Consider the following 23,378-nt stretch of genomic DNA (forward strand, 5'->3'; position numbering starts at 1 on the left):
CTAGCGCTTCTTGTTCGTCTTGCGGCGGCGGACGATGTACTTGTTGCTCGCCTTCTTGGGAGAACGAGTACGACCCTCCTTCTGACCCCACGGGGAGACCGGGTGGCGACCACCGGAGGTCTTGCCCTCACCACCACCGTGCGGGTGGTCAACCGGGTTCATCGCGACACCGCGGACGGTCGGGCGAACGCCCTTCCAGCGCATACGGCCGGCCTTGCCCCAGTTGATGTTCGACTGCTCGGCGTTGCCGACCTCGCCAACGGTGGCGCGGCAGCGGACGTCGACCAGGCGGACCTCGCCGGACGGCATGCGCAGGTGGGCGTAAGCGCCCTCCTTCGCCAGCAGCTGCACGGACGAACCGGCGGAGCGGGCGAACTTGGCGCCACCACCGGGACGGAGCTCGATCGCGTGGATCGTGGTACCGACCGGGATGTTGCGCAGCGGGAGGTTGTTGCCCGGCTTGATGTCGGCCGTGGGGCCGTTCTCAACCCGGTCGCCCTGGTTCAGCTTCGCCGGGGCGATGATGTAGCGCTTCTCGCCGTCTGCGTAGTGCAGGAGCGCGATGCGCGCGGTGCGGTTCGGGTCGTACTCGATGTGAGCGACCTTGGCCGGCACGCCGTCCTTGTCGTGACGACGGAAGTCGATCACGCGGTAGGCGCGCTTGTGGCCGCCACCCTGGTGGCGGACGGTCACGCGACCGGTGTTGTTACGGCCACCCTTGCTGTGCAGCGGGCGGACCAGCGACTTCTCCGGCGTGGACCGCGTGATCTCGACGAAGTCGGCGACGCTGGAGCCACGACGGCCCGGGGTCGTCGGCTTGTACTTGCGGATACCCATTTCTCAGTCCTCGTCCGATTCCGGACGACTCGGACTCCTGGTTAGGAGACCGGGCCGCCGAAGATGTCGATACGGTCGCCCTCGGCGAGGGTCACGATGGCGCGCTTGGTGTTGGCGCGCTTGCCGAAACCGGTGCGGGTGCGCTTGCGCTTGCCCTGACGGTTGATCGTGTTGACCCCGGTGACCTTGACCGAGAAGACCGCCTCGACGGCCTGCTTGATCTGGGTCTTGTTGGCGCGCGGGTCGACGATGAACGTGTACTTGTTCTCGTCCAGCAGCGCGTAGCTCTTCTCCGAGACAACCGGCTTGACCAGGAGGTCACGCGGGTCCGAGAAGGTCTTGCTGGTGACGACGGCCTCAGTCATCAGGCCTCGCTCCCTTCGGTCTCAACGGCCTTGGGGCCAGACACGAAGGACTCGAAGGCGGCCTGGGTGAAGACCACGTCGTCGGAGACGAGCACGTCGTACGTGTTCAGCTGGCCCGGCTCCAGGATGTGAACCTGGGGCAGGTTGCGGGCGGACAGCCACGCGGCCTCGTCGGACCGGTCGGCGACCAGGAGCAGGTTCTTGCGCTCCGAGATCTTGCCGAGCAGGGTCTTGGCGGCCTTGGTGGACACCGCGCCGTCGACCACGCCGGTGACGACGTGGATACGGCTGTGGCGGGCCCGGTCGGAGAGGGCGCCACGCAGAGCGGCGGCCTTCATCTTCTTCGGGGTCCGCTGCGAGTAGTCACGCGGCACGGGACCGTGCACGACGCCACCACCGGCGAACTGCGGCGCGCGGGTCGAACCCTGACGGGCGCGACCGGTGCCCTTCTGGCGGTAAGGCTTCTTGCCACCGCCGCGGACCTCGCCACGGGTCTTCGTCTTGTGCGTGCCCTGTCGGGCAGCGGCCAGCTGGGCGACGACGACCTGGTGGATCAGCGGAACGCTGACCTTCGCGTCGAAGATCTCCGAGGGGAGCTCGACGGTCCCGGCCTTGTCGCCTGCCGGCGAAAGGATGTCAATGGTGCTCATCGTTACCTCAGGCCCCCTTGGCCGCGGTACGGACCAGGACGAGGCCGCCGTTCGGACCAGGAACCGCACCCTTGATCAGGAGCAGGCCCTTCTCCGCGTCAACGGCGTGGACGGTCAGGTTCTGGGTGGTGACCCGCTCGTTGCCCATGCGGCCCGCCATGCGGAGGCCCTTGAACACACGGCCCGGGGTGGCGCAGCCACCGATGGAACCGGGGGAGCGGTGCTTGCGCTGGGTGCCGTGCCCGGCGCCGAGGCCACGGAAGTTGTGACGCTTCATGACACCGGCGAAGCCCTTGCCCTTGCTCTTGCCGGTGACGTCAACCTTGACGCCCGACTCGAACACGGCAGCGGTGATCTCCTGGCCGAGCGTGTACTCGCTGGCGTCAGCGGTACGCAGCTCCACCAGGTGGCGGCGCGGGGTGACGTCGGCCTTGGCGAAGTGACCCTTGAGGGGCTTGTTCACCTTGCGCGGGTCGATCTCGCCGAAGGCGATCTGGACCGACTCGTAGCCGTCGATGTCGTTGGTGCGGACCTGGGTGACGACGCAGGGCCCAGCCTTGACGACGGTCACCGGGACAACCCGGTTGTTCTCGTCCCAGACCTGGGTCATGCCGAGCTTCTCGCCCAGGACGCCCTTAATGTTCTTAGCCATCTCGCGCGTCACCTCAGAGCTTGATCTCGATGTCGACGCCAGCCGGCAGGTCGAGACGCATAAGCGAGTCAACCGTCTTCGGCGTGGGGTCGAGGATGTCGATGAGGCGCTTGTGCGTGCGCATCTCGAAGTGCTCGCGCGAGTCCTTGTACTTGTGCGGCGACTTGATGACGCAGTACACGTTCTTCTCAGTGGGCAGCGGCACCGGGCCCGCGACCGACGCACCAGTGCGCGTCACCGTCTCGACGATCTTCTTCGCCGAGGAGTCGATGACCTCGTGGTCGTAGGCCTTGAGCCGGATGCGGATCTTCTGTCCCGCCATGGCTACTCAGTAGTCCTGTCTCTCGTAACGCTCTGGGACTCGGCAAGCTGTGCGGCCGAAAGCTCCGGGGAACTTCGGGCAACACGGTCTTTCTCCACTCCACCTCCGACCCACGCGGTCGGGCGTGTCGCGCCCCTTCCAGCAAAATTTCCCAAAGGAAATTCCCTGCTCAAGGGGGTTGTGGGGGAAAGACACCCACCGAGCGCCTGGCTGGGGCCCCGCTGACACTTCCCGGAAGATTCCCGTACTTCCGCCCCTTACGAGGGGCGACGAGTACTGCGGGACTCGCTTCCAGTCCTCCCGGCGGGAGGCGCGCAGCATCGGCACTCAACCGAGCAACCTGAACAGTGTGCCACACGGTCCCGAAGGGACGCCAATCGCAGCCGAAGACCGTACCCCGACCGGCTCACTTGTCAAACCACCCCGCCGACATACGGGACACTATGGTCGCGAACGGCCTGGCGTCACGGCCGGATCACTCCCCAGCATGCTTTGTCAGGGCTAGGGCAACCCCCGAGGAGCCCCAGCCGTCCCTTATCACGCTGGGGCAGCCGGGGACTGCGCGCTGCACGACGGGAGGAGTCGCTTAGTTGAACATCTCACAGCGCAGGGGCGTGTCGCGCCGGGCGGTACTCGCCGGCATCGCCGCCACCACGGCGGTCACCGCCACCGGATGCGGCGGCGGCTCGGACCAGGCCCCATCATCCCCCGAGGCCATAAGCCCCGTCGACCCCGGCGTCGCGCAGTCCTTCACCACCGCCGCCGAACCCCTGCTGCTGCAGATCATGGCGCACCCCGACGACGACCTGTTCTTCATGAACCCCGACGCCCAGCACCTGGTCTCCGCGGGCGTCCCCGTCGTCTCCGTGTACGTCACCGCCGGCGAGGCCGTGGGGCAGAACTGGATCCCGGGCATGCCCCCGCCCCGGCCCGACAAGGCGGCCTACTCCTCCGCCCGCCACCAGGGCCTGCGCCAGGCCTACGCCGAGATGATCGGCCTCGACAAGTTCACCCCATGGAAGAAGTCCGTCATGGACCTTCCGGGTGGAGTCCGGGCCGAGACCAACGAGCTCGCCAACGGCCGGCGCCGGGCCCGGCTGGTCTTCCTCAACATCGCCATGCTCTCCACGGCGGGCAACACCCGGCTGCCCCAGCTGTGGGACCGCCCCTACGCGATGATGCAGAGCCTGGTCGCGGCGGACTCGCCCTGCACCACCGTCAGCACCTACCGGCACAAGACCGTGGTCGACGTGCTGGCCACGATCATGGCGAGGTTCCGGCCGACCGTGGTGCACACCATGGACCCGGACCCCGACTACCAGGTCCACGACGCCACCCACCCCAAGGACAACGACTACGGGGCGTGCTCGGACCACCGCGACCACACCCCCACCGCGCTGTTCACCTGGAAGGCGCTCGCCCAGTGGGTCGCGGACGCCACCCGGCGCGAGGGGCACCCGCCGCGCTTCACCGTGAACTCCTTCCGCGGCTACTACAACCAGCGCTGGCCGCACAACCTCCCCGCCCAGGTCGTGGAGGACAAGCACCGCCTCGTCACCGCCTACGGCGGCGACCCGTCCTGGCAATGCGGCAACGCCACGGGCTGCGGCGACTACGGCCAGGGCGGCGAGCGCCCCCTGAACAACCGCAAGGGCTGGATCCGCTCCACCCACTACCGCTACCCCGGCGCCCTGCCCGTCGCCGACAGCGACCGCGCGGGCCGTCTGGAGGCCTACGGCGTGCTGGGCCTGCAGGCCGTGCGCTGGCAGGAGACGTCCGCCGGCAGCGGCCGCTGGGGCCCGCCGCAGAACCTGGGCGGCGGCCCCCTGGCGCCCTCCCTGGCGGCCGTCAGGGACGCCAAGGGGCGCCGGCTGCTGTTCGCCCTGCGCTTCTCCGAGCTGGAGGGCCAGGGCCGCGCCAACAGCCGCGAGATCGTCGTCCTGGAGCAGCGCGCCCCCGGCGGCCCCTTCAAGGGCTGGGCCGGCCTGGGCAACCCCGAGCGCAGGACCGAGCGGGGCCGCCGCGTGGGCATGCCCGCCGCCGTCGCCACCCCCGACGGCCGGGTCCACCTCTTCGTCCGCAACGCCGGCAAGGGCCTCTCCAGCCGGGTGCGGGAGGCCGACGGCACCTGGGGGAAGTGGCAGAGCCTGCACGGCCAGGAGATCCAGGAGGGCCTCACCGTCGCCCTGGACAAGCAGAGCCGCGTCCACGTCTTCGGCGCCGGCCGCGACACCGTGCACCACTGGAGCCAGGAGGCACCCGGCCGGCCGGTGCGCCACATGCCGCTGAGGGGCCTGCCGGGCCCCGGCGGGGACCAGGTGGGGGCCGCGCTGGGCCAGGACGGGGCGCTGACGGTCGTCTACCGCACCCCGGCCACCGCCGAGCCGGCCGCCTTCCGGCTGGGGCAGGACGCCGCCGAGCAGAGCGCGGGCGCGGGGCTGCGGAGCTTCTCCGGCTACGGGGCGCTCGCCGCGGCCACGCTGCCCCGGCGCGGCGGCAGGGACTCCCTGATGGTGCTGGGCCGGGGCATGACCGGCGGGATACAGCTCGTCGACGCCGAGTCCGGCGACTCCCCCGTCCGTCCGCCCCGCGACATCCCGGCCGTGGGCACCTCGACGCTGGTCACGGACGCGAGCCACCGGCTGTGCGCCGTGGGCCTGGGCCCGGACGCCGCGCCGTGGGTCTGGCGACCGGCTCCCGGCTCGGGGGCCTGAGCCCTATCCTCCGGGTGGGGCCGGAACGCTCTCTTCCCCGGCCCGTCCCACGTTCAAGCCACGCCACCGAGGGCAGGGGCAGACCGTGCGCATTCACTTCACCGGCGTCGACCTGGGCCGCATCCGCCTGACCGCGGAGCCGGACGTGCTGTGGGAGACGCTGCTGGCCGCCCACATGGTCCAGACGGGGCAGGCGCCCCTGGTCTTCGGCGAGTGGCGCAACCGGGTCCGCGGCCATCTGACGGACCCCATGCGGCGGCTCCTGACCCTGGCGCCGCCGCGGGGCTACTCCCCCGACTTCCTCACCCCGCCCGAGGCGGTCGAGGGGCTGCGGACCGGGCTCGACGCGATGCTCTCGCTGCCCCGCCGGCAGCTGCGCCGGGACCTGGAGCTGCTGGCGCCGGACCGGCGGGAGATGAACTTCGTCCGCGCCCTCGCCGGCGGGGAGACCGCGCCGCTGCAGGCCCTCGGCGACGGCATCACCGCCTTCCACGACCTGGCCGTCCGGCCCTACCTCGGCAAGATGCGCGAGCACATCTCCGCCGACCGGGCCACCCGCTCCCAGTCCATGCTGACGAGCGGCGGCGAGCATCTCCTGGCCACCTTGCATCCGGCCGTGCGCTGGAACCCACCCGTCCTGGAAGTGGCGATCCCATCGAACGAGGACGTCTATCTGGAGGGGCGCGGGCTACGGCTCGTGCCCTCCTTCTTTTGCTGGCGCGCCCCCACCGTGCTCCGGGATCCGGAGCTTCCGCCGGTGCTCGTGTATCCGATCGTCCACGACCCCGCCTGGCTGCTGGACGTCCACGGCCCCAGGCCCGGGCGCGGCGAGCCCCCGCTGGCCGCGCTGCTCGGCCGCACCCGGGCCGAGGTGCTGGAGGCGACCGCCCGCGGCTGCACCACCAGCGAGCTGGCCCGCCGGGTGCGCATCGCCATGGCCACGGCCAGCCACCACGCCACGGTCCTGCGCGACGCCGGGCTGATCACCACGCACCGCGCCAACGGCAGGGCGTACCACACCCTCAGCTTCCTGGGCCGGGAGCTGCTCAACGGCCGGCGGCTGATCGCTCCGGACGGCGCCCGGTGAGCCCCAGCCGCGCCAGCAGGACGTCCTCGGCGGGCAGCGCCAGCACCTGCACGTCCCGGCCGCCCAGCGTGCGCAGCACGGTCTCGAAGCCCTCGCGGGGCGAGAGCGAGCGGAAACCCTGCCGCAGGGCCCGCGCCCTGACCTGCGCCCCCGTGGCGGCGCCCACGGTGCCCCACCAGCCCCAGTCGACGACCCGTACGGGGAACGGCAGCCGTTGGTCGAGGGCGTGCGCGTACGCGTCCTGGAACGCCGATCCGGCCGCGTAGCCGGCCAGGCCCGCGTCGCCCAGGAAGGCCTGGACGGAGGAGAAGAACAGCAGGAAGTCCAGCTCCTCGCCGCCCAGGACCTCGGCCAGCGCGACGCTGACGCGGCTCTTGGCGGCGAGGCTCTCGCGCAGCGCCCCCTCGTCGAGGCCGCGCACCAGGCCCGGGGTGTGGGCGAGCGCCGAGTGGATCACGCCGTGCACGGGCCCGAAGCGCTCGCGGACGGTCCCCAGGCCCGCCCGTAGGCCCGCCGTCCCGGAGGCGTCGGCCCGTACGTACAGCAGCCGGGTGCCGTCGGGGTCGGCCTCGCGGATGCGGCGGCCGCGCTCGGGGTCCAGGGCGGAGCGGCCGAGCAGGGCCACCCGGGCGCCGTGGTCGCGGGCCAGGAAGCGGGCCGTCTCCAGCCCGATGCCGCCGGCGCCCCCGACGATCGCGTACGTGCCGCCGTCGCGGATCCGCCCGGGCGCGGCGGCGGGCAGGGTGAGCGGGTGCAGGGTCCTGACGTGGCGGACGCCGTCGCGGTGGGCGGCGTCGAGGCCCCGCTCGGCCGGTTCGGCGGCGATCAGCGCGGCCAGGCGCGCCATGCCGGGGCTGCCCGGGCCGGGGAGATGGCCGCCGAGGCCGAGGTCGACGACGGGGGCGCGCCAGCGCCGGTGCTCGCTCTCCAGCACCCGGGCGAGGCCGGTGAGGGCGGCGGCGTGCGGATTGAGGACGCGGCTCCCGGCGACGGGCCAGGTGTCGTTGGTGACGATCCGCAGGTCGAGCTCGCGCGTGGCGGCCGCGGGTATGAGCAGGTCCCTGGCGCAGTGGAAGAGCGCCCGGACCCCCCTCTCCTCGGCCTGTTCCAGGGCGGCCGTGCCGTCGGCCGTGCCGGTGCGCAGGCCGCCGAGGAAGTAGACCGTGCGCGGCGCGGATGCCGGCCGCGGGGCGCGGGTGCCCGCCTCGTGCAGGTGGACCCCGGCGCCGGCGTGGTGGGCGGCGAGCGCCTCGGCCAGGGGCCGGCCGTCGGGGGCGTGGACGATCAGCACCGGCCCGTCCGGGCCCTGCGGCGGTGGGGGCGGCGCCGGGGCGGGCCGCCATGCGCCGGTGTACGTGAACTCGCCGGTCGGCATCCGACCCTCCCCCTGCGGATATTGCCCGCCGCACGCCGGGCACCAGGGCCTACCGTAAGTTCCGTATGACGCACCACCAATAGCCGCCCGCGAGTCTGGGATTCGATGCAACAGCCGATTTCGCACCGCCCCGGCCGACGGCTCCTCGCCGTCAGCGATCTGCACACCGGCATGGCCGACAACGTCCCCATCGCCGAGTCCCTGCGCCCCGTGACCGACGAGGACTGGCTGATCGTGGCCGGCGACGTCGCCGAGCGCTTCGAGGACGTCGAGCGCACCCTGGCCCTGCTGGCCGGCCGCTTCGCCAAGGTCGTGTGGGTGCCGGGCAACCACGAGCTGTGGACGCCGAAGACGGATCCGGTCGATCTGCGGGGCGAGGCCCGTTACGAGCGGCTGGTGAAGCTCTGCCGCGACCTGGGCGTGGTGACGCCGGAGGACCCCTGGCCGGTGTGGGAGGGCGAGGGCGGGCCGGTCGCCGTGGCGCCGCTGTTCACGCTGTACGACTACACCTTCCGCACGCCGACGGCGACCACGAAGGAGGAGTCCCTGGCCCAGGCCCACGAGGCCGGCGTGGTGTGCACGGACGAGTTCCTGCTGCACCCGGAGCCCTACGACGGCGCGGACGACTGGTGCCGTGCCCGCGTCGCGGCGACCGAGGCCCGGCTGGCCGCGCACGACCCGGCCGTGCCGCTGGTGCTGGTCAACCACTGGCCGCTGGTGCGCGAGCCCACGGACGTCATGACGTACCCGGAGTTCGCCCAGTGGTGCGGGACCGTGCTGACCAGGGACTGGCACACGCGGTTCAACACCGCGGCGGTGGTCTACGGCCATCTGCACATCCCGCGCACGACCTGGTACGACGGGGTCCGCTTCGAGGAGGTCTCCATCGGCTATCCGAGGGAGTGGCGGCGCCGGGGCCATCCGAAGGGGCTGCTGCGGCAGATCCTGCCGTACGAGGCGTAGGAAGCACCGGGGAAAAGCGAGAAGGCCCGCACATCCGAAGATGTGCGGGCCTTCTCAGGTCTTGAGGACCCTCAAGCAAGCGGGAGCTTACTTGGTGATCTTGACGACCTGGCCGGCGCCGACGGTGCGGCCACCCTCACGGATGGTGAAGCGCAGGCCCTCCTCCATCGCGACGGGCTGGATCAGGGAAACGGTCATCTCGGCGTTGTCGCCGGGCATGACCATCTCCGTGCCCTCCTTGAGGGTCACAACACCGGTCACGTCAGTCGTACGGAAGTAGAACTGCGGACGGTAGTTGTTGAAGAACGGGGTGTGGCGGCCGCCCTCGTCCTTGGAGAGGATGTACGCCGTGGCCTCGAACTCGGTGTGCGGGGTAACCGAACCCGGCTTGATGATGCACTGGCCGCGCTCGACGTCCTCGCGCTTGATGCCACGGAGGAGCAGACCGACGTTCTCGCCCGCCTGGCCCTCGTCGAGCAGCTTGCGGAACATCTCGATACCGGTGACCGTGGTGGTGGTCTTCTCGGTCTTGATGCCGATGATGTCGACGGTCTCGTTGACCTTCAGGACACCACGCTCGATACGACCGGTGACGACGGTGCCACGACCGGTGATCGTGAAGACGTCCTCGATCGGCATCAGGAACGGCTTGTCGACGTCACGCTCGGGCTGCGGGATGTTCTCGTCCACGGCCTTCATGAGGCCGAGGAGCTTCTCGCCCCACTCCTTGTCGCCCTCGAGCGCCTTGAGAGCCGAGACCTGAACGACGGGGCAGTTGTCGCCGTCGAACTCGTACTCGTTGAGGAGCTCACGGACCTCGAGCTCGACGAGCTCCATGATCTCCTCGTCGTCCACCATGTCGGCCTTGTTCAGGGCGACAACGATGTACGGAACGCCGGACTGGCGGGCCAGGAGCACGTGCTCCTTGGTCTGCGGCATCGGACCGTCGGTCGCGGCGACCACGAGGATCGCGCCGTCCATCTGGGCGGCACCGGTGATCATGTTCTTGATGTAGTCCGCGTGACCCGGGCAGTCGACGTGGGCGTAGTGACGCGACTCGGTCTGGTACTCAACGTGAGCGATCGAGATCGTGATACCGCGCTGACGCTCTTCGGGCGCCTTGTCGATCTCGTCGAACGGCGTGAAGGGGTTCAGGTCCGGGTACGCGTCGTGCAGCACCTTGGTGATCGCCGCGGTAAGAGTGGTCTTACCGTGGTCGACGTGACCGATGGTGCCGATGTTGACGTGCGGCTTAGTCCGCTCGAACTTCGCCTTCGCCACTGGGGTCCTCCTGGGAGTGGTTCTGTACGCCTAGATTCGGTCGGCGCCAGGGATCTTTGCTGGGGTGCCGTCCGCCGGGGCACCCGATGCATTCCTCACGGTTTGCAACGGAATGCCCCGACAGTCGGTGTCAAGCCTAAGGCGTGAGCCTCGTCTGTGGAGACGAGAGCCCCTTACTCGCCCTTGGCCTTCGCGATGATCTCCTCGGCGACGTTCCGCGGAACCTCGGCGTAGGAGTCGAACTGCATCGAGTAGCTTGCGCGACCCGAGGTCTTGCTGCGGAGGTCTCCGACGTAGCCGAACATCTCCGACAGCGGAACCAGGCCCTTGACGAGCTTGGCGCCGTGACGGTCCTCCATGGCCTGGATCTGGCCACGGCGGGAGTTGATGTCGCCGATCACATCGCCCATGTAGTCCTCAGGGGTGGTGACCTCGACGGACATCATCGGCTCGAGCAGAGCCGGCGACGCCTTGCGGGCACCTTCCTTGAACGCCATGGAACCGGCGATCTTGAACGCGAGCTCCGAGGAGTCGACGTCGTGGTAGGCACCGTCGAGCAGCGTCACCTTGACGCCGGTCAGCGGGTAGCCGGCCAGAACACCGAACTCCATGGCCTCCTGGCAACCCGCGTCCACGGACGGGATGTACTCCCGCGGGATACGGCCACCGGTGACCTTGTTCTCGAACTCGTAGCCGTCGCCCTCGAGGGGCTCGATGGCCATCTGCACCTTGGCGAACTGGCCGGAACCACCAGTCTGCTTCTTGTGCGTGTAGTCGATACGCTCGACGGCCTTGCGGATCGTCTCGCGGTACGCGACCTGCGGCTTGCCGACGTTCGCCTCGACGCGGAACTCACGGCGCATACGGTCGACCAGCACGTCGAGGTGCAGCTCGCCCATACCCGCGATGATGGTCTGGCCCGTCTCCTCGTCCGTGTGGACCTGGAAGGACGGGTCCTCCTCGGCGAGACGCTGGATGGCGACACCCAGCTTCTCCTGGTCGCCCTTGGACTTCGGCTCGATGGCGACCTGGATCACCGGGGCCGGGAAGTCCATGGACTCGAGGATGACCGGCGCGGACGCGTCACAGAGGGTCTCACCGGTGGTGGTCTGCTTCAGACCCATGACGGCGACGATGTCACCGGCACCCACCGACTCGATCTCCTCACGCTTGTTCGCGTGCATCCGGTAGATCTTGCCGATGCGCTCCTTCTTGCCCTTCACGGAGTTCTGCACCTGGGTGCCGGTCTCCATGCGGCCCGAGTAAACCCGGACGAAGGTGAGCTTGCCGAGGTGCGGGTCGCTCATGATCTTGAAGGCAAGACCGGCGAACGGCTCGTCGTCGGAAGGCTTGCGCTTCACGACCTCGTCGGCGTTGTTGACCGCGTGGCCCTCAACGGCCTCGACGTCCAGCGGCGACGGCAGGTAGCGCACGACCGCGTCGAGCAGGGGCTGAACGCCCTTGTTCTTGAACGCGGTGCCACAGAACACCGGGGTGACGGTGACGGAGTCGGCGCTGCCGCGGGAGGCCAGCGTGATGCGGCGGATGGCCGCCATCAGCTGCTCCTCGGTGGGCTCCTGGCCCTCGAGGAAGAGCTCCATCATGGCGTCGTCGTGCTCGGCGACACCCTCGAGGAGCTTGCCGCGCCATTCCTCGGCGGCCTCGGCGTGCGTGGCCGGGATGTCGACGACGTCGTACATCTCGCCCTTGGCAGCCTCGGCGGACCAGACCAGAGCCTTCATCTGGACGAGGTCGACCACGCCCTTGAAGTCGGCCTCGGCACCGATCGGCAGCTGCATGACCAGCGGAACCGCACCGAGGCGGTCGACGATCATGTCGACGCAGCGGTGGAACTCGGCACCCGTACGGTCGAGCTTGTTGACGAAGCAGATGCGCGGCACGCCGTAGCGGTCCGCCTGACGCCAAACAGTCTCGGACTGGGGCTCAACACCGGCAACGCCGTCGAACACCGTCACGGCACCGTCGAGCACGCGCAGCGAACGCTCCACCTCGACGGTGAAGTCGACGTGGCCCGGGGTGTCGATGATGTTGATGGTGTGATCGACGTCGTTCAGCGGCCAGTGGCAGGTCGTCGCGGCAGACGTGATCGTGATGCCGCGCTCCTGCTCCTGCTCCATCCAGTCCATCGTGGCAGCGCCGTCGTGGACTTCACCGATCTTGTACGAAACACCGGTGTAGAACAGGATCCGCTCGGTGGTGGTCGTCTTGCCCGCGTCGATGTGGGCCATGATCCCGATGTTGCGGACCTTGGCCAGGTCAAGCGAAGTGGTGGCCATATGGCTCAGTCTTCTCTCGGTTCTCGATGGGGGTAGCGACTACCAGCGGTAGTGCGCGAAGGCCTTGTTGGACTCGGCCATCTTGTGCGTGTCCTCACGCTTCTTGACCGAGGCGCCGAGACCGTTCGAGGCGTCCAGCAGCTCGTTCATGAGGCGCTCGGTCATGGTCTTCTCGCGACGGGCGCGGGAGTAACCGACCAGCCAGCGCAGCGCCAGGGTGGAGGCGCGGCCCGGACGGACCTCGACCGGCACCTGGTAGGTGGCGCCACCGACGCGGCGGGACTTGACCTCGAGAGCCGGCTTCACGTTCTCGAGAGCGCGCTTGAGGGTGATGACCGGGTCGTTACCGGTCTTCTCGCGCAGACCCTCCATGGCGCCGTACACGATGCGCTCGGCGGTGGAGCGCTTGCCGTGCAGGAGGATCTTGTTGATGAGCGACGTCACCAGGGGGGAGCCGTAAACCGGGTCGATGATGACCGGGCGCTTCGGGGCGGGGCCCTTACGAGGCATTCTTACTTCTCCTTCTTGGCGCCGTAGCGGCTGCGAGCCTGCTTACGGTTCTTGACGCCCTGCGTGTCGAGGGAGCCGCGGATGATCTTGTAGCGAACACCCGGCAGGTCCTTCACACGGCCGCCGCGCACGAGCACGATGGAGTGCTCCTGCAGGTTGTGGCCCTCACCCGGAATGTAAGCGGTGACCTCGATGCCGGAGGTCAGACGCACACGCGCGACCTTACGGAGCGCCGAGTTCGGCTTCTTCGGGGTGGTCGTGAAAACACGCGTGCAGACGCCGCGGCGCTGGGGCGAACCCTCGAGTGCGGGCGTCTTGTTCTTCTCGACCTTGTCCTGCCGGCCCTTCCGGACCAGCTGCTGGATCGTAGGCACCGTTTCTCCGGTTTCTGTGTGCCGATCACGATAAAACTAACCTGGGAGCTACCACCGACCCACGCGGTCGGGTGTGTCGAAGGCTGCAGACCCCCGCCGATGGCGGATTGGTGCAGATTTCAGTGTCTCCGGAGCGGCCGAAACCGCCCGGTTCCGGGCCTCCCGCGCGGTCTGAAGGCACGCGCAAGAGCCCAGGGACACCCCAGGCACAAGGTCAGAGCGTACCTACCGCATGGGCTGCGGTCAAAACAAATGCACACGCGGAGGACACCCCGATGTGCTGGATATGTCGCAGATCAGAGCGGCCTCGCGGGGCCCGCCACGGGGCCGGCCGCCGGGCCTAGCGCCCGGCGGATACACCCCGATGGGTGCTGCGCGGGTCCTCCGGCCGGGCCCCGCTGACGGTCATGATCATTTCGGTCATCTCGATGAACTGCCGGCGGTGACTGTCGGGAATGCCCAGCAGTTCGGCCGCTTCCGCCGGGGTCGTCCGGCCGGCGCCGCGGTCCGCCGCGCGCGCCGCGCCCGGCAGCGGCAGGTCGTCCGCCGTCACCTTGCCGGACTCGATCAGCATGTCCCGCAGCGACACGCCGAGCGCGCGCGCCAGGGCGCGCATGGTCTCCAGGTCGGGCAGGCTCTGCCGCTGCAGCAGCCGCGTCACCGCCGCCCGGTGGACCCCGGCGTCCTCCGCCAGTCGCGACCTGCCTCCGCCGCGCGGACTGTCGATGTCGTACCCGCGCTCGCGCATCAGAGTCTCGACCCAGCCCGCGAACCGCTCCATCTCCGAGGCCTTTTCGCCCATAGCACTGCTCCCTCCGCCGCGGAAACCCTACCGTCCGTTCGCGCACGCAATGATCAGAATGCTGCACGGGGGCGCAACTTGCCGACCCACGCGGCCAAACTCACTCCTTACGGCCGATTGACTAGGGCTTTTCCTTGTGACAGGTGAGGCGCAAGAGCGCGCCTGTTGCGCTCTAGCACGCAAGCTGATGGGTGCTCATTGCGCTGTCGCAACACCTGGTCCCTCCGGCCGGGCGGCCGCACGCCACGCTCCGGGGCCTCCGCAACCCCGTACCCGCCCGTTCACCCGCCCCAGCCCCGTGCCCGAGAGGGACCCCGATCCGCCCATGCCCGCATCCGCGCTCCGCGCACCCGTCTCCGCCTACCCGCACCCCACCGACGCCCGCCGCTCCGCCGACTGGCGCACCCGCGCCGCCTGCATCGGCCTGCCGGAAGAGGCCGTCTTCGCCCGCCGCCCCAAGGCCGCTCTGCCCGCCCTGCGGGCCTGCGCCGTCTGCACCGTGAGCCGCTCCTGCCTGGAGACCGTCGCACCGCGCGAGAGCTGGGACGGGGTGTGCGCGGGCCGACTGTGGCGCAACGGCAGGGAGGCCCGGCTGCCCGAGGCGCCGGCCGACCCGCAGAAGGCCCCCGACACCCTTTTGGAGCAGCCATGACCACCGCGAACCGCCCCGACCGCGCAGCCGTGCGGCTGGGCATCCTGCTCCGCCAGTTCCCGGAACTGGGCCGGGCTCACCCGCGTCATGGCCGTGCCCGCCGTGCAGATCCTGCTCCCCACCTGGCTGCGCACCGGGCAGCCGGGATGCCCCCGCAGCCGCCCGCCACCGACCGGGGCCGTGCATGAGGGAATCCGACGCCTCCGCCCGCACCGCCCCCGCCACCGTCGCCCTGGAGCAGCTGGCCGACCACGAGGCCCACCTGGACGCCCTGGAACGCAACCGCTGGCCCCTGGCGAGCGTGGCCGCGCTGGCCGGGGTGGTGGTGGCCCTCCAGCTCGCCTCCCGCTGGAAACGCCGCAGGGCGGCCACCCCGGATGGGGTGACCGCCCTGACGAGCGTTGCGTTGCGACTACTGGTTGTACGGACCGTAGTCGTAGTCCTCCAGCGGAACCGCCTGGCCGGAGCCGGTGCCGAAGGGCGAGTAGTCGATGTCGTCGTAACCGACGGCCGAGTACATCGCGGCCTTCGCCTCCTCGGTGGGCTCCACCCGGATGTTGCGGTAGCGGGACAGACCCGTACCGGCCGGGATGAGCTTACCGATGATGACGTTCTCCTTGAGGCCGATCAGGGAGTCCGACTTGGCGTTGATCGCCGCGTCGGTCAGAACCCGGGTCGTCTCCTGGAAGGACGCCGCCGACAGCCAGGACTCGGTCGCGAGCGAGGCCTTGGTGATACCCATCAGCTGCGGACGGCCGGAGGCGGGGTGACCGCCCTCGGTGACCACACGACGGTTCTCGGACTCGAAGCGCGAGCGCTCCACGAGCTCGCCCGGCAGCAGCTCCGCGTCGCCGGACTCGATGATCGTCACGCGGCGCAGCATCTGCCGGATGATGATCTCGATGTGCTTGTCGTGGATCGACACACCCTGCGAGTTGTAGACCTTCTGGACTTCGCCGACCAGGTGGACCTGGACCGCGCGCTGGCCGAGGATGCGCAGCACGTCGTGCGGGTTGGTGGCACCCACGGTGAGCTTCTGGCCCACCTCGACGTGCTCGCCCTCGCTGACCAGCAGACGGGCACGCTTCGAGATCGGGAACGCCGTCTCGTCGCTGCCGTCGTCCGGAGTGACGACGAGCTTCTTGGTCTTCTCGGTCTCCTCGATGCGGACGCGGCCGGCCGCCTCCGAGATCGGGGCGACACCCTTGGGCGTACGGGCTTCGAAGAGCTCGACGACACGGGGCAGACCCTGGGTGATGTCGTCACCGGCCACACCACCGGTGTGGAAGGTACGCATCGTCAGCTGGGTACCGGGCTCACCGATGGACTGGGCGGCGATGATGCCGACCGCCTCACCGATGTCCACCAGCTTGCCGGTCGCCAGCGAGCGGCCGTAGCAGAAGGCACAGGTGCCGACCGCGGACTCACAGGTGAGGACCGAACGGGTCTTGACCGTCTCGACGCCGTGGGCGACGAGCTGCTCGATGAGCACGTCACCGAGGTCGACGTTGGCAGGCGCGATGACCTTGCCGTCGACGACGACGTCCTCGGCGAGCATACGGGCGTAGACGCTGGTCTCGACGTCGTCCGTCTTGCGCAGGACACCGTCGGCGCCCTTGGTCGCGATCGCCAGCTTGAGGCCACGGTCGGTGCCGCAGTCCTCCTCGCGGATGATCACGTCCTGCGAGACGTCCACGAGACGACGGGTCAGGTAACCCGAGTCGGCGGTACGGAGCGCGGTGTCCGCGAGACCCTTACGGGCACCGTGGGTGGAGATGAAGTACTCCAGCACGGAGAGACCCTCACGGAACGACGCCTTAATGGGTCGCGGAATGGTCTCGTTCTTCGCGTTCGACACCAGACCACGCATACCGGCGATCTGCCTCATCTGCATCATGTTTCCTCGGGCACCCGAGTCAACCATCATGAAGATGGGGTTCGTCTTGGGGAAGTTCGCGTTCATCGCCTCGGCAACCTCGTTGGTCGCCTTGGTCCAGATCGCGATGAGCTCCTGCGTGCGCTCGTCCTTGGTGATCAGACCGCGCTCGTACTGCTTCTGGACCTTCTCGTCCTGCGCCTCGTAGCCCTTGACGATCTCCTTCTTCGCCTCGGGAACGACGACGTCGGAGATGGCCACGGTGACGCCGGAACGGGTCGCCCAGTGGAAGCCGGCCGCCTTCAGGTTGTCGAGCGTCGCCGCCACGATGACCTTGGGGTAGCGCTCGGCCAGGTCGTTGACGATCTCGGAGAGCTGCTTCTTGCCCACCGAGTAGTCGACGAACGGGTAGTCCTCGGGCAGCAGCTCGTTGAAGAGCGCGCGGCCCAGGGTGGTGCGCAGGCGGAACGAGTCGCCCTGCTGCCACTCCGGCTCGCCCTCTTCGCGGACCGGCGGGGTCCAGCCACGCGGCGGGACGGTGCCGATCGGGAAGCGGATGTCGACCTTCGCCTGGAGCGAGAGCTCGCGGGCGTCGAACGCCATGATCGCCTCGGCGACCGAGCCGAAGGACCGGCCCTCGCCGATGACCTTGCGCTCTTCCTCGTCGGTGGTGAGGAAGAACAGACCGAGCACCATGTCCTGGGTCGGCATGGTGACCGGACGGCCGTCGGCCGGCTTGAGGATGTTGTTCGAGGACAGCATCAGGATGCGGGCCTCGGCCTGCGCCTCCGCGGAGAGCGGCAGGTGGACGGCCATCTGGTCACCGTCGAAGTCCGCGTTGAACGCGGTGCAGACGAGCGGGTGGATCTGGATGGCCTTGCCCTCGACCAGCTGCGGCTCGAAGGCCTGGATGCCGAGGCGGTGCAGCGTGGGCGCACGGTTCAGCAGCACCGGGTGCTCGGCGATGACCTCTTCGAGGACGTCGTACACGACGGTGCGGCCACGCTCGACCATGCGCTTGGCCGACTTGATGTTCTGCGCGTGGTTCAGGTCGACCAGGCGCTTCATCACGAACGGCTTGAAGAGCTCCAGCGCCATGGCCTTGGGCAGACCGCACTGGTGCAGCTTCAGCTGCGGACCGACGACGATGACGGAACGCGCGGAGTAGTCCACACGCTTACCGAGCAGGTTCTGACGGAATCGACCCTGCTTGCCCTTGAGCATGTCGCTCAGGGACTTCAGCGGGCGGTTACCGGGACCGGTGACCGGGCGACCACGGCGGCCGTTGTCGAACAGCGCGTCGACGGCCTCCTGCAGCATCCGCTTCTCGTTGTTCACGATGATCTCGGGGGCACCGAGGTCAAGGAGACGCTTGAGGCGGTTGTTGCGGTTGATCACACGGCGGTACAGGTCGTTCAGGTCGGAGGTCGCGAAGCGGCCACCGTCCAGCTGCACCATCGGACGCAGGTCCGGCGGGATCACGGGGATGCAGTCCAGCACCATGCCGCTGGGGCTGTTGCGGGTCTGCAGGAAGGCGGAGACGACCTTGAGGCGCTTGAGCGCACGGGTCTTCTTCTGGCCCTTGCCGGTCCGGATGATCTCGCGGAGGCGCTCGGCCTCCTCGTCGAGGTCGAAGGACTCCAGGCGCTTCTGCAGCGCGGCGGCGCCCATCGCACCCATGAAGTACGTGCCGAAGCGGTCACGCAGCTCACGGTAGAGCAGCTCGTCGCCCTCGAGGTCCTGGACCTTGAGGTTCTTGAAGCGGCTCCACACCTCGTCGAGGCGGTCGATCTCGCGCTGCGCACGGTCGCGCAGCTGCTTCATCTCACGCTCGGCGCCCTCGCGCACCTTGCGGCGCACGTCGGCCTTGGCACCCTCGGCCTCGAGCTCGGCCAGGTCGGACTCGAGCTTCTTGGCACGGGCCTCGAGGTCGGCGTCACGGCGCTGCTCGATCTGCTGGCGCTCGACGGAGACGTGGGCCTCCAGCGAGGGCAGGTCGCGCGTGCGGCGCTCCTCGTCCACCCACGTGATCATGTAGGCGGCGAAGTAGATGACCTTCTCGAGGTCCTTCGGGGCGAGGTCGAGCAGGTAGCCCAGACGCGACGGGACGCCCTTGAAGTACCAGATGTGGGTGACGGGAGCGGCAAGCTCGATGTGGCCCATCCGCTCACGGCGCACCTTGGCGCGCGTGACCTCGACGCCACAGCGCTCACAGATGATGCCCTTGAAGCGGACACGCTTGTACTTACCGCAGTAGCACTCCCAGTCCCGGGTAGGACCGAAGATCTTCTCGCAGAAGAGTCCGTCCTTTTCGGGCTTGAGGGTGCGGTAGTTGATGGTCTCCGGCTTCTTGACCTCGCCGTGGGACCAGGTTCGGATGTCGTCCGCGGTCGCCAGGCCGATCCGCAGCTCGTCGAAGAAGTTGACGTCGAGCACTTGTCGTCAATCCCTCTTTCAGGGTTCGTGCCCTCTCGCGCTAGCGAGGTATGGGCTCTACATCAGTGGTCTGGGGGTCCGGGGACGGCCGGGGCCTCATACGAGGCCCCGACCAGACCCGTCAGACCTCTTCGACGCTGCTCGGCTCGCGCCGGGACAGGTCGATACCGAGCTCCTCCGCCGCGCGGAAGACGTCCTCGTCGGTGTCCCGCATCTCGATGGACATGCCGTCCGAGGACAGCACCTCCACGTTGAGGCAGAGGGACTGCATCTCCTTGATGAGCACCTTGAAGGACTCGGGGATGCCGGGCTCGGGGATGTTCTCGCCCTTGACGATCGCCTCGTAGACCTTCACTCGGCCGGTGACGTCGTCGGACTTGATGGTCAGCAGCTCCTGGAGGGCGTAGGCGGCGCCGTATGCCTCGAGCGCCCACACCTCCATCTCACCGAAGCGCTGGCCACCGAACTGAGCCTTACCACCCAGCGGCTGCTGGGTGATCATGGAGTACGGACCGGTCGACCGAGCGTGCAGCTTGTCGTCGACCAGGTGGTGCAGCTTGAGGATGTACATGTACCCGACCGAGATCGGGTCCGGGAACGGCTCGCCGGAGCGGCCGTCGAACATCCGGGCCTTACCGGAGGGGAGCACCAGGCGCTCGCCGTCGCGGTTGGGGATCGTGGACTCGAAGAGACCGGCGATCTCGTCCTCGCGGGCGCCGTCGAAGACCGGGGTCGCGACGTTGGTGCCGGCGGCGACGTCGTCGGCGCCGATCGCCTGCAGGCGCTTCATCCAGTCCTCGTCGCCCTCGACCTTCCAGCCGCGGCTGGCGAGCCAGCCGAGGTGGATCTCGAGGACCTGTCCCGGGTTCATTCGGGACGGGACACCGAGCGGGTTGAGGATGATGTCGACCGGGGTGCCGTCCTCGAGGAACGGCATGTCCTCGACCGGCAGGATCTTGGAGATGACACCCTTGTTGCCGTGACGGCCGGCGAGCTTGTCACCGTCGGTGATCTTGCGCTTCTGCGCGACGTAGACGCGGACCAGCTGGTTCACGCCCGGCGGCAGCTCGTCGCCCTCTTCGCGGTCGAAGACGCGGACGCCGATGACCTTGCCGATCTCACCGTGCGGGACCTTCAGCGAGGTGTCACGGACCTCACGGGCCTTCTCACCGAAGATCGCGCGGAGCAGGCGCTCCTCCGGCGTCAGCTCGGTCTCACCCTTGGGCGTGACCTTGCCGACCAGGATGTCGCCGGCGACGACCTCGGCACCGATGCGGATGATGCCGCGCTCGTCGAGGTCGGCGAGGACCTCCTCGGAGACGTTCGGGATGTCCCGGGTGATCTCCTCGGGGCCCAGCTTGGTGTCACGGGCGTCGACCTCGTGCTCCTCGATGTGGATCGAGGAGAGGACGTCGTCCTGCACGAGGCGCTGCGACAGGATGATCGCGTCCTCGTAGTTGTGACCCTCCCACGGCATGAACGCCACGAGCAGGTTCTTGCCGAGCGCCATCTCGCCCTCGTCCGTGGACGGACCGTCGGCGAGCACCTGGCCGGTGATCACGCGGGCGCCCTCGTCCACGACGACCTTCTGGTTGAAGGACGTGCCCTGGTTCGAGCGGGAGAACTTCGCGACGCGGTAGGTGTTGTACGTGCCGTCGTCGTTGGCCACCGTCACGTAGTCGGCGGAGACCTCCTGGACGACACCGTCCTTCTCGGCCTTGATGACGTCGCCGGCGTCGACCGCACAGCGGTACTCCATGCCGGTGCCGACCAGCGGGGCCTCCGCCTTGATCAGCGGAACGGCCTGGCGCATCATGTTCGATCCCATGAGCGCGCGGTTGGCGTCGTCGTGCTCGAGGAAGGGGATCATGGCGGTCGCGACCGACACCATCTGGCGCGGGGAGACGTCCATGTAGTCGACGTCGTCGCCGGCGATGTAGTCGATCTCGCCACCACGGCGGCGGACCAGGACGCGGGCCTCGGCGTAGCGCATGTCCTCGGTGAGGGGCGCGTTCGCCTGGGCGATGACGAAGCGGTCTTCCTCGTCGGCCGTCAGGTAGTCGACCTCGTCGGTGACGACGCCGTTGACGACCTTGCGGTACGGGGTCTCCACGAAGCCGAACGCGTTGACGCGGCCGTAGGAGGCGAGCGAGCCGATCAGACCGATGTTCGGGCCTTCGGGCGTCTCGATCGGGCACATGCGGCCGTAGTGCGACGGGTGAACGTCTCGGACCTCGAAGCCGGCCCGCTCACGGGAGAGACCACCCGGGCCCAGCGCCGAGAGACGACGCTTGTGGGTCAGACCCGACAGCGGGTTGGTCTGGTCCATGAACTGCGACAGCTGGCTGGTGCCGAAGAACTCCTTGATGGAGGCGACGACCGGCCGGATGTTGATCAGGGTCTGCGGCGTGATCGCCTCGACGTCCTGGGTGGTCATCCGCTCGCGGACGACGCGCTCCATACGAGCCAGACCCGTGCGGACCTGGTTCTGGATGAGCTCGCCGACGTTGCGCAGACGACGGTTGCCGAAGTGGTCGATGTCGTCGGTCTCGACGACGATCGAGGTGCCGTTCTCGCCGAGCGTCTCGAGCTCGCCGGCGTGCAGCTTCACCAGGTACTTGATCGTCGCGATGACATCGTCGACGGTCAGCACACCGGCGTCGAGCGGGGCGTCGGCGCCCAGCTTCTTGTTGACCTTGTAGCGGCCGACCTTCGCGAGGTCGTAGCGCTTGGGGTTGAAGTAGAGGTTCTCGAGCAGCGTCTGCGCGGCCTCACGGGTCGGCGGCTCGCCCGGACGCAGCTTGCGGTAGATGTCGAGCAGCGCGTCGTCCTGGCCCTGGGTGTGGTCCTTCTCCAGGGTGGCGCGCATCGACTCGTACTCGCCGAACTCCTCGAGGATCTGCTCGGTGGTCCAGCCGAGAGCCTTCAGGAGGACGGTGACGGACTGCTTGCGCTTGCGGTCGATGCGGACACCGACCATGTCGCGCTTGTCGACCTCCATCTCCAGCCAGGCACCCCGGGACGGGATGATCTTGGCCGTGAAGATGTCCTTGTCGGACGTCTTGTCGATGGAGGAATCGAAGTAGACACCGGGGGAACGGACCAGCTGCGAGACGACGACACGCTCGGTGCCGTTGATGCAGAAGGTGCCCTTGGGCGTCATGAGCGGGAAGTCGCCCATGAAGACCGTCTGGGACTTGATCTCACCGGTCTCGTTGTTCGTGAACTCGGCGGTGACGAAGAGCGGAGCCGCGTACGTGAAGTCGCGCTCCTTGCACTCGTCGATCGAGTTCTTCGGGGGCTCGAAACGGTGGTCGCGGAAAGTCAGCGACATCGACCCGCTGAAGTCCTCGATCGGGGAGATCTCCTCGAAGATCTCCTCCAGACCGGACTTGGTGGGGACGTCCTGACCAGACTCCAGCGCAGCCTCGACGCGAGCCTTCCAGGCGGCATTGCCGAGCAGCCAGTCGAAGCTCTCGGTCTGCAGCGCAAGGAGGTTCGGAACCTCGAGGGGCTCCTTGATCTTCGCAAAAGAGATGCGCAGCGGGGCGGTGCTGGCGCCGTTGTTCGTATTGGCGGTCGAGGCGTTGCGCGAGGCGGCCAAGAGGGGGTCCTTCCGAGGGCTCGGACTCACTACGCGCGTACCGGTCCCACTCGTCGCGTACGAGAGAAATCCCAGCTCAGGGGGTTTCCATCAGCTGTGCTCGAGAGTGGGCATGCCCCTGGTGACGGGCAGGGAGCAGCTAACAGGCAGCGCAAAGGGTCAGTGTAGCCACTTGGCCCACTGATGTCCAGAGCGGATTTCCGGAGACCGGTGCGATACCAATCTCTCCCTCCGGGATCCTGTTGTTCCTCATCGCCTGGCGCCCGCCCGACGCAAGCCATGCGCCGGAAGCGCATGACGATACTTCCCTCTCCGCCGTCGATCCATGCCTCGGCCTGAGGATCGATGTGCGACGCGTCCGGGACGCGTCCTGAGAATCGCGCGCGGCGTGCCGTTCGTCAAGGCCCCTCGGCCCCCGGCAGCCTCCGTAGCGGGGGCTTCGACGGGTTCGTCGGAGATCTGGGCCGCCCCGGGGCAACGAAGATCACCATACTCGCCCCCGGGGGCGGGTGTGCGCATCCGTTCCGGGAACGCCCAAGGGCGACCACCCGTGTGGGTGATCGCCCTTGAGTTTGCGACGT

At 68.7% G+C, this 23,378-nt stretch carries 17 protein-coding genes; 4 read left to right on the plus strand and 13 right to left on the minus strand.

Annotation, left to right across the window (positions count from 1 at the left end; all coding sequences use genetic code 11):
- Genes rplB through rpsJ form a run of 5 tightly spaced genes read right to left on the minus strand, consistent with a single transcriptional unit; the run spans position 1 to position 2,826 of the window.
- On the minus strand, positions 1-837 hold the full coding sequence (gene rplB, locus AB0G59_RS08095; protein ID WP_225663336.1) for a 50S ribosomal protein L2: 837 nt from the start codon (positions 835-837) through the stop codon (positions 1-3).
- 41 nt (positions 838-878) lie between these two features.
- Entirely contained in the window at positions 879-1,202 is a 324-nt protein-coding gene (rplW, locus tag AB0G59_RS08100; RefSeq protein WP_004950438.1) for a 50S ribosomal protein L23, read from the minus strand.
- A complete protein-coding gene (rplD, locus tag AB0G59_RS08105; protein WP_360909200.1) occupies positions 1,202-1,852 on the minus strand; it encodes a 50S ribosomal protein L4 in 651 nt (216 codons plus the stop codon). The genes rplW and rplD overlap by 1 nt, the downstream gene beginning before the upstream one ends.
- Positions 1,853-1,859: 7 nt before the next feature.
- Entirely contained in the window at positions 1,860-2,504 is a 645-nt protein-coding gene (gene rplC, locus AB0G59_RS08110) for a 50S ribosomal protein L3 (RefSeq protein ID WP_360909202.1), read from the minus strand.
- A 13-nt stretch (positions 2,505-2,517) separates the two neighbouring features.
- The gene (gene rpsJ / locus AB0G59_RS08115) at positions 2,518-2,826 is read right to left on the minus strand and encodes a 30S ribosomal protein S10 (protein ID WP_003948644.1); all 309 of its coding nucleotides are present in this window, start codon (positions 2,824-2,826) and stop codon (positions 2,518-2,520) included.
- Between the two features lie 590 nt (positions 2,827-3,416).
- On the opposite strand from rpsJ, the gene AB0G59_RS08120 reads away from it, so the two are divergent.
- Together AB0G59_RS08120 and AB0G59_RS08125 are read left to right on the plus strand one after the other, a co-directional pair.
- Complete coding sequence (locus AB0G59_RS08120; protein ID WP_360909204.1) at positions 3,417-5,540, plus strand: PIG-L family deacetylase; 2,124 nt, start codon at positions 3,417-3,419, stop codon at positions 5,538-5,540.
- A gap of 85 nt (positions 5,541-5,625) precedes the next feature.
- The gene (locus AB0G59_RS08125) at positions 5,626-6,627 is read left to right on the plus strand and encodes a winged helix-turn-helix domain-containing protein (protein WP_360909206.1); all 1,002 of its coding nucleotides are present in this window, start codon (positions 5,626-5,628) and stop codon (positions 6,625-6,627) included.
- On the opposite strand, the gene AB0G59_RS08130 is transcribed toward AB0G59_RS08125, so the two are convergent.
- Positions 6,587-8,002: an SDR family NAD(P)-dependent oxidoreductase gene (locus tag AB0G59_RS08130; RefSeq protein WP_360909208.1), complete on the minus strand. Its 1,416-nt coding sequence runs from the start codon at positions 8,000-8,002 to the stop codon at positions 6,587-6,589. The two genes, AB0G59_RS08125 and AB0G59_RS08130, sit on opposite strands and share 41 nt — an antisense overlap.
- Positions 8,003-8,107: 105 nt before the next feature.
- Between AB0G59_RS08130 and AB0G59_RS08135 the strand changes: the two genes are divergently transcribed.
- Complete coding sequence (locus AB0G59_RS08135) at positions 8,108-8,965, plus strand: metallophosphoesterase (protein ID WP_360909210.1); 858 nt, start codon at positions 8,108-8,110, stop codon at positions 8,963-8,965.
- Between the two features lie 87 nt (positions 8,966-9,052).
- Here the strand turns inward: AB0G59_RS08135 and tuf are convergent, their stop codons facing one another.
- The 5 genes from tuf to AB0G59_RS08160 all read right to left on the minus strand — a co-directional run bounded on the left by tuf (position 9,053) and on the right by AB0G59_RS08160 (position 14,229).
- Entirely contained in the window at positions 9,053-10,246 is a 1,194-nt protein-coding gene (gene tuf / locus AB0G59_RS08140) for an elongation factor Tu (RefSeq protein WP_360909212.1), read from the minus strand.
- Positions 10,247-10,419: 173 nt separating this feature from the next.
- Complete coding sequence (gene fusA, locus AB0G59_RS08145) at positions 10,420-12,543, minus strand: elongation factor G (RefSeq protein ID WP_360909214.1); 2,124 nt, start codon at positions 12,541-12,543, stop codon at positions 10,420-10,422.
- Between the two features lie 39 nt (positions 12,544-12,582).
- On the minus strand, positions 12,583-13,053 hold the full coding sequence (gene rpsG / locus AB0G59_RS08150) for a 30S ribosomal protein S7 (protein WP_004950419.1): 471 nt from the start codon (positions 13,051-13,053) through the stop codon (positions 12,583-12,585).
- Positions 13,054-13,055: 2 nt separating this feature from the next.
- On the minus strand, positions 13,056-13,427 hold the full coding sequence (rpsL, locus tag AB0G59_RS08155) for a 30S ribosomal protein S12 (RefSeq protein WP_003948652.1): 372 nt from the start codon (positions 13,425-13,427) through the stop codon (positions 13,056-13,058).
- A 340-nt stretch (positions 13,428-13,767) separates the two neighbouring features.
- Positions 13,768-14,229 (minus strand): helix-turn-helix transcriptional regulator, encoded by a 462-nt coding sequence (locus AB0G59_RS08160; protein WP_360909217.1) that lies wholly within the window; start codon positions 14,227-14,229, stop codon positions 13,768-13,770.
- Positions 14,230-14,554: 325 nt separating this feature from the next.
- On the opposite strand from AB0G59_RS08160, the gene AB0G59_RS08165 reads away from it, so the two are divergent.
- Positions 14,555-14,881, plus strand: a complete 327-nt coding sequence (locus AB0G59_RS08165) for a WhiB family transcriptional regulator (RefSeq protein WP_360909219.1) — start codon at positions 14,555-14,557, stop codon at positions 14,879-14,881.
- Positions 14,882-15,293: 412 nt separating this feature from the next.
- Here the strand turns inward: AB0G59_RS08165 and AB0G59_RS08170 are convergent, their stop codons facing one another.
- Both AB0G59_RS08170 and rpoB read right to left on the minus strand, forming a co-directional pair.
- A complete protein-coding gene (locus AB0G59_RS08170; RefSeq protein WP_360909221.1) occupies positions 15,294-19,193 on the minus strand; it encodes a DNA-directed RNA polymerase subunit beta' in 3,900 nt (1,299 codons plus the stop codon).
- Between the two features lie 121 nt (positions 19,194-19,314).
- A complete protein-coding gene (rpoB, locus tag AB0G59_RS08175) occupies positions 19,315-22,797 on the minus strand; it encodes a DNA-directed RNA polymerase subunit beta (RefSeq protein ID WP_360909223.1) in 3,483 nt (1,160 codons plus the stop codon).
- Positions 22,798-23,378 lie beyond the last annotated feature (581 nt).

The sequence above is a fragment of the Streptomyces sp. NPDC021096 genome (genome assembly GCF_040641275.1).
Classification (GTDB): Bacteria; Actinomycetota; Actinomycetes; order Streptomycetales; family Streptomycetaceae; genus Streptomyces.

Bases quoted from the DNA above. Each gene is read 5' to 3' on its own strand.
- AB0G59_RS08160 (WP_360909217.1), bottom strand. From the start codon at position 14,229: ATGGGCGAAAAGGCCTCGGAGATGGAGCGGTTCGCGGGCTGGGTCGAG.
- rpsG (WP_004950419.1), bottom strand. From the start codon at position 13,053: ATGCCTCGTAAGGGCCCCGCCCCGAAGCGCCCGGTCATCATCGACCCG.
- AB0G59_RS08165 (WP_360909219.1), top strand. From the start codon at position 14,555: ATGCCCGCATCCGCGCTCCGCGCACCCGTCTCCGCCTACCCGCACCCC.
- rplC (WP_360909202.1), bottom strand. From the start codon at position 2,504: ATGGCTAAGAACATTAAGGGCGTCCTGGGCGAGAAGCTCGGCATGACC.
- fusA (WP_360909214.1), bottom strand. From the start codon at position 12,543: ATGGCCACCACTTCGCTTGACCTGGCCAAGGTCCGCAACATCGGGATC.
- rplW (WP_004950438.1), bottom strand. From the start codon at position 1,202: ATGACTGAGGCCGTCGTCACCAGCAAGACCTTCTCGGACCCGCGTGAC.
- AB0G59_RS08135 (WP_360909210.1), top strand. From the start codon at position 8,108: ATGCAACAGCCGATTTCGCACCGCCCCGGCCGACGGCTCCTCGCCGTC.
- AB0G59_RS08130 (WP_360909208.1), bottom strand. From the start codon at position 8,002: ATGCCGACCGGCGAGTTCACGTACACCGGCGCATGGCGGCCCGCCCCG.
- rplB (WP_225663336.1), bottom strand. From the start codon at position 837: ATGGGTATCCGCAAGTACAAGCCGACGACCCCGGGCCGTCGTGGCTCC.
- rplD (WP_360909200.1), bottom strand. From the start codon at position 1,852: ATGAGCACCATTGACATCCTTTCGCCGGCAGGCGACAAGGCCGGGACC.
- rpsJ (WP_003948644.1), bottom strand. From the start codon at position 2,826: ATGGCGGGACAGAAGATCCGCATCCGGCTCAAGGCCTACGACCACGAG.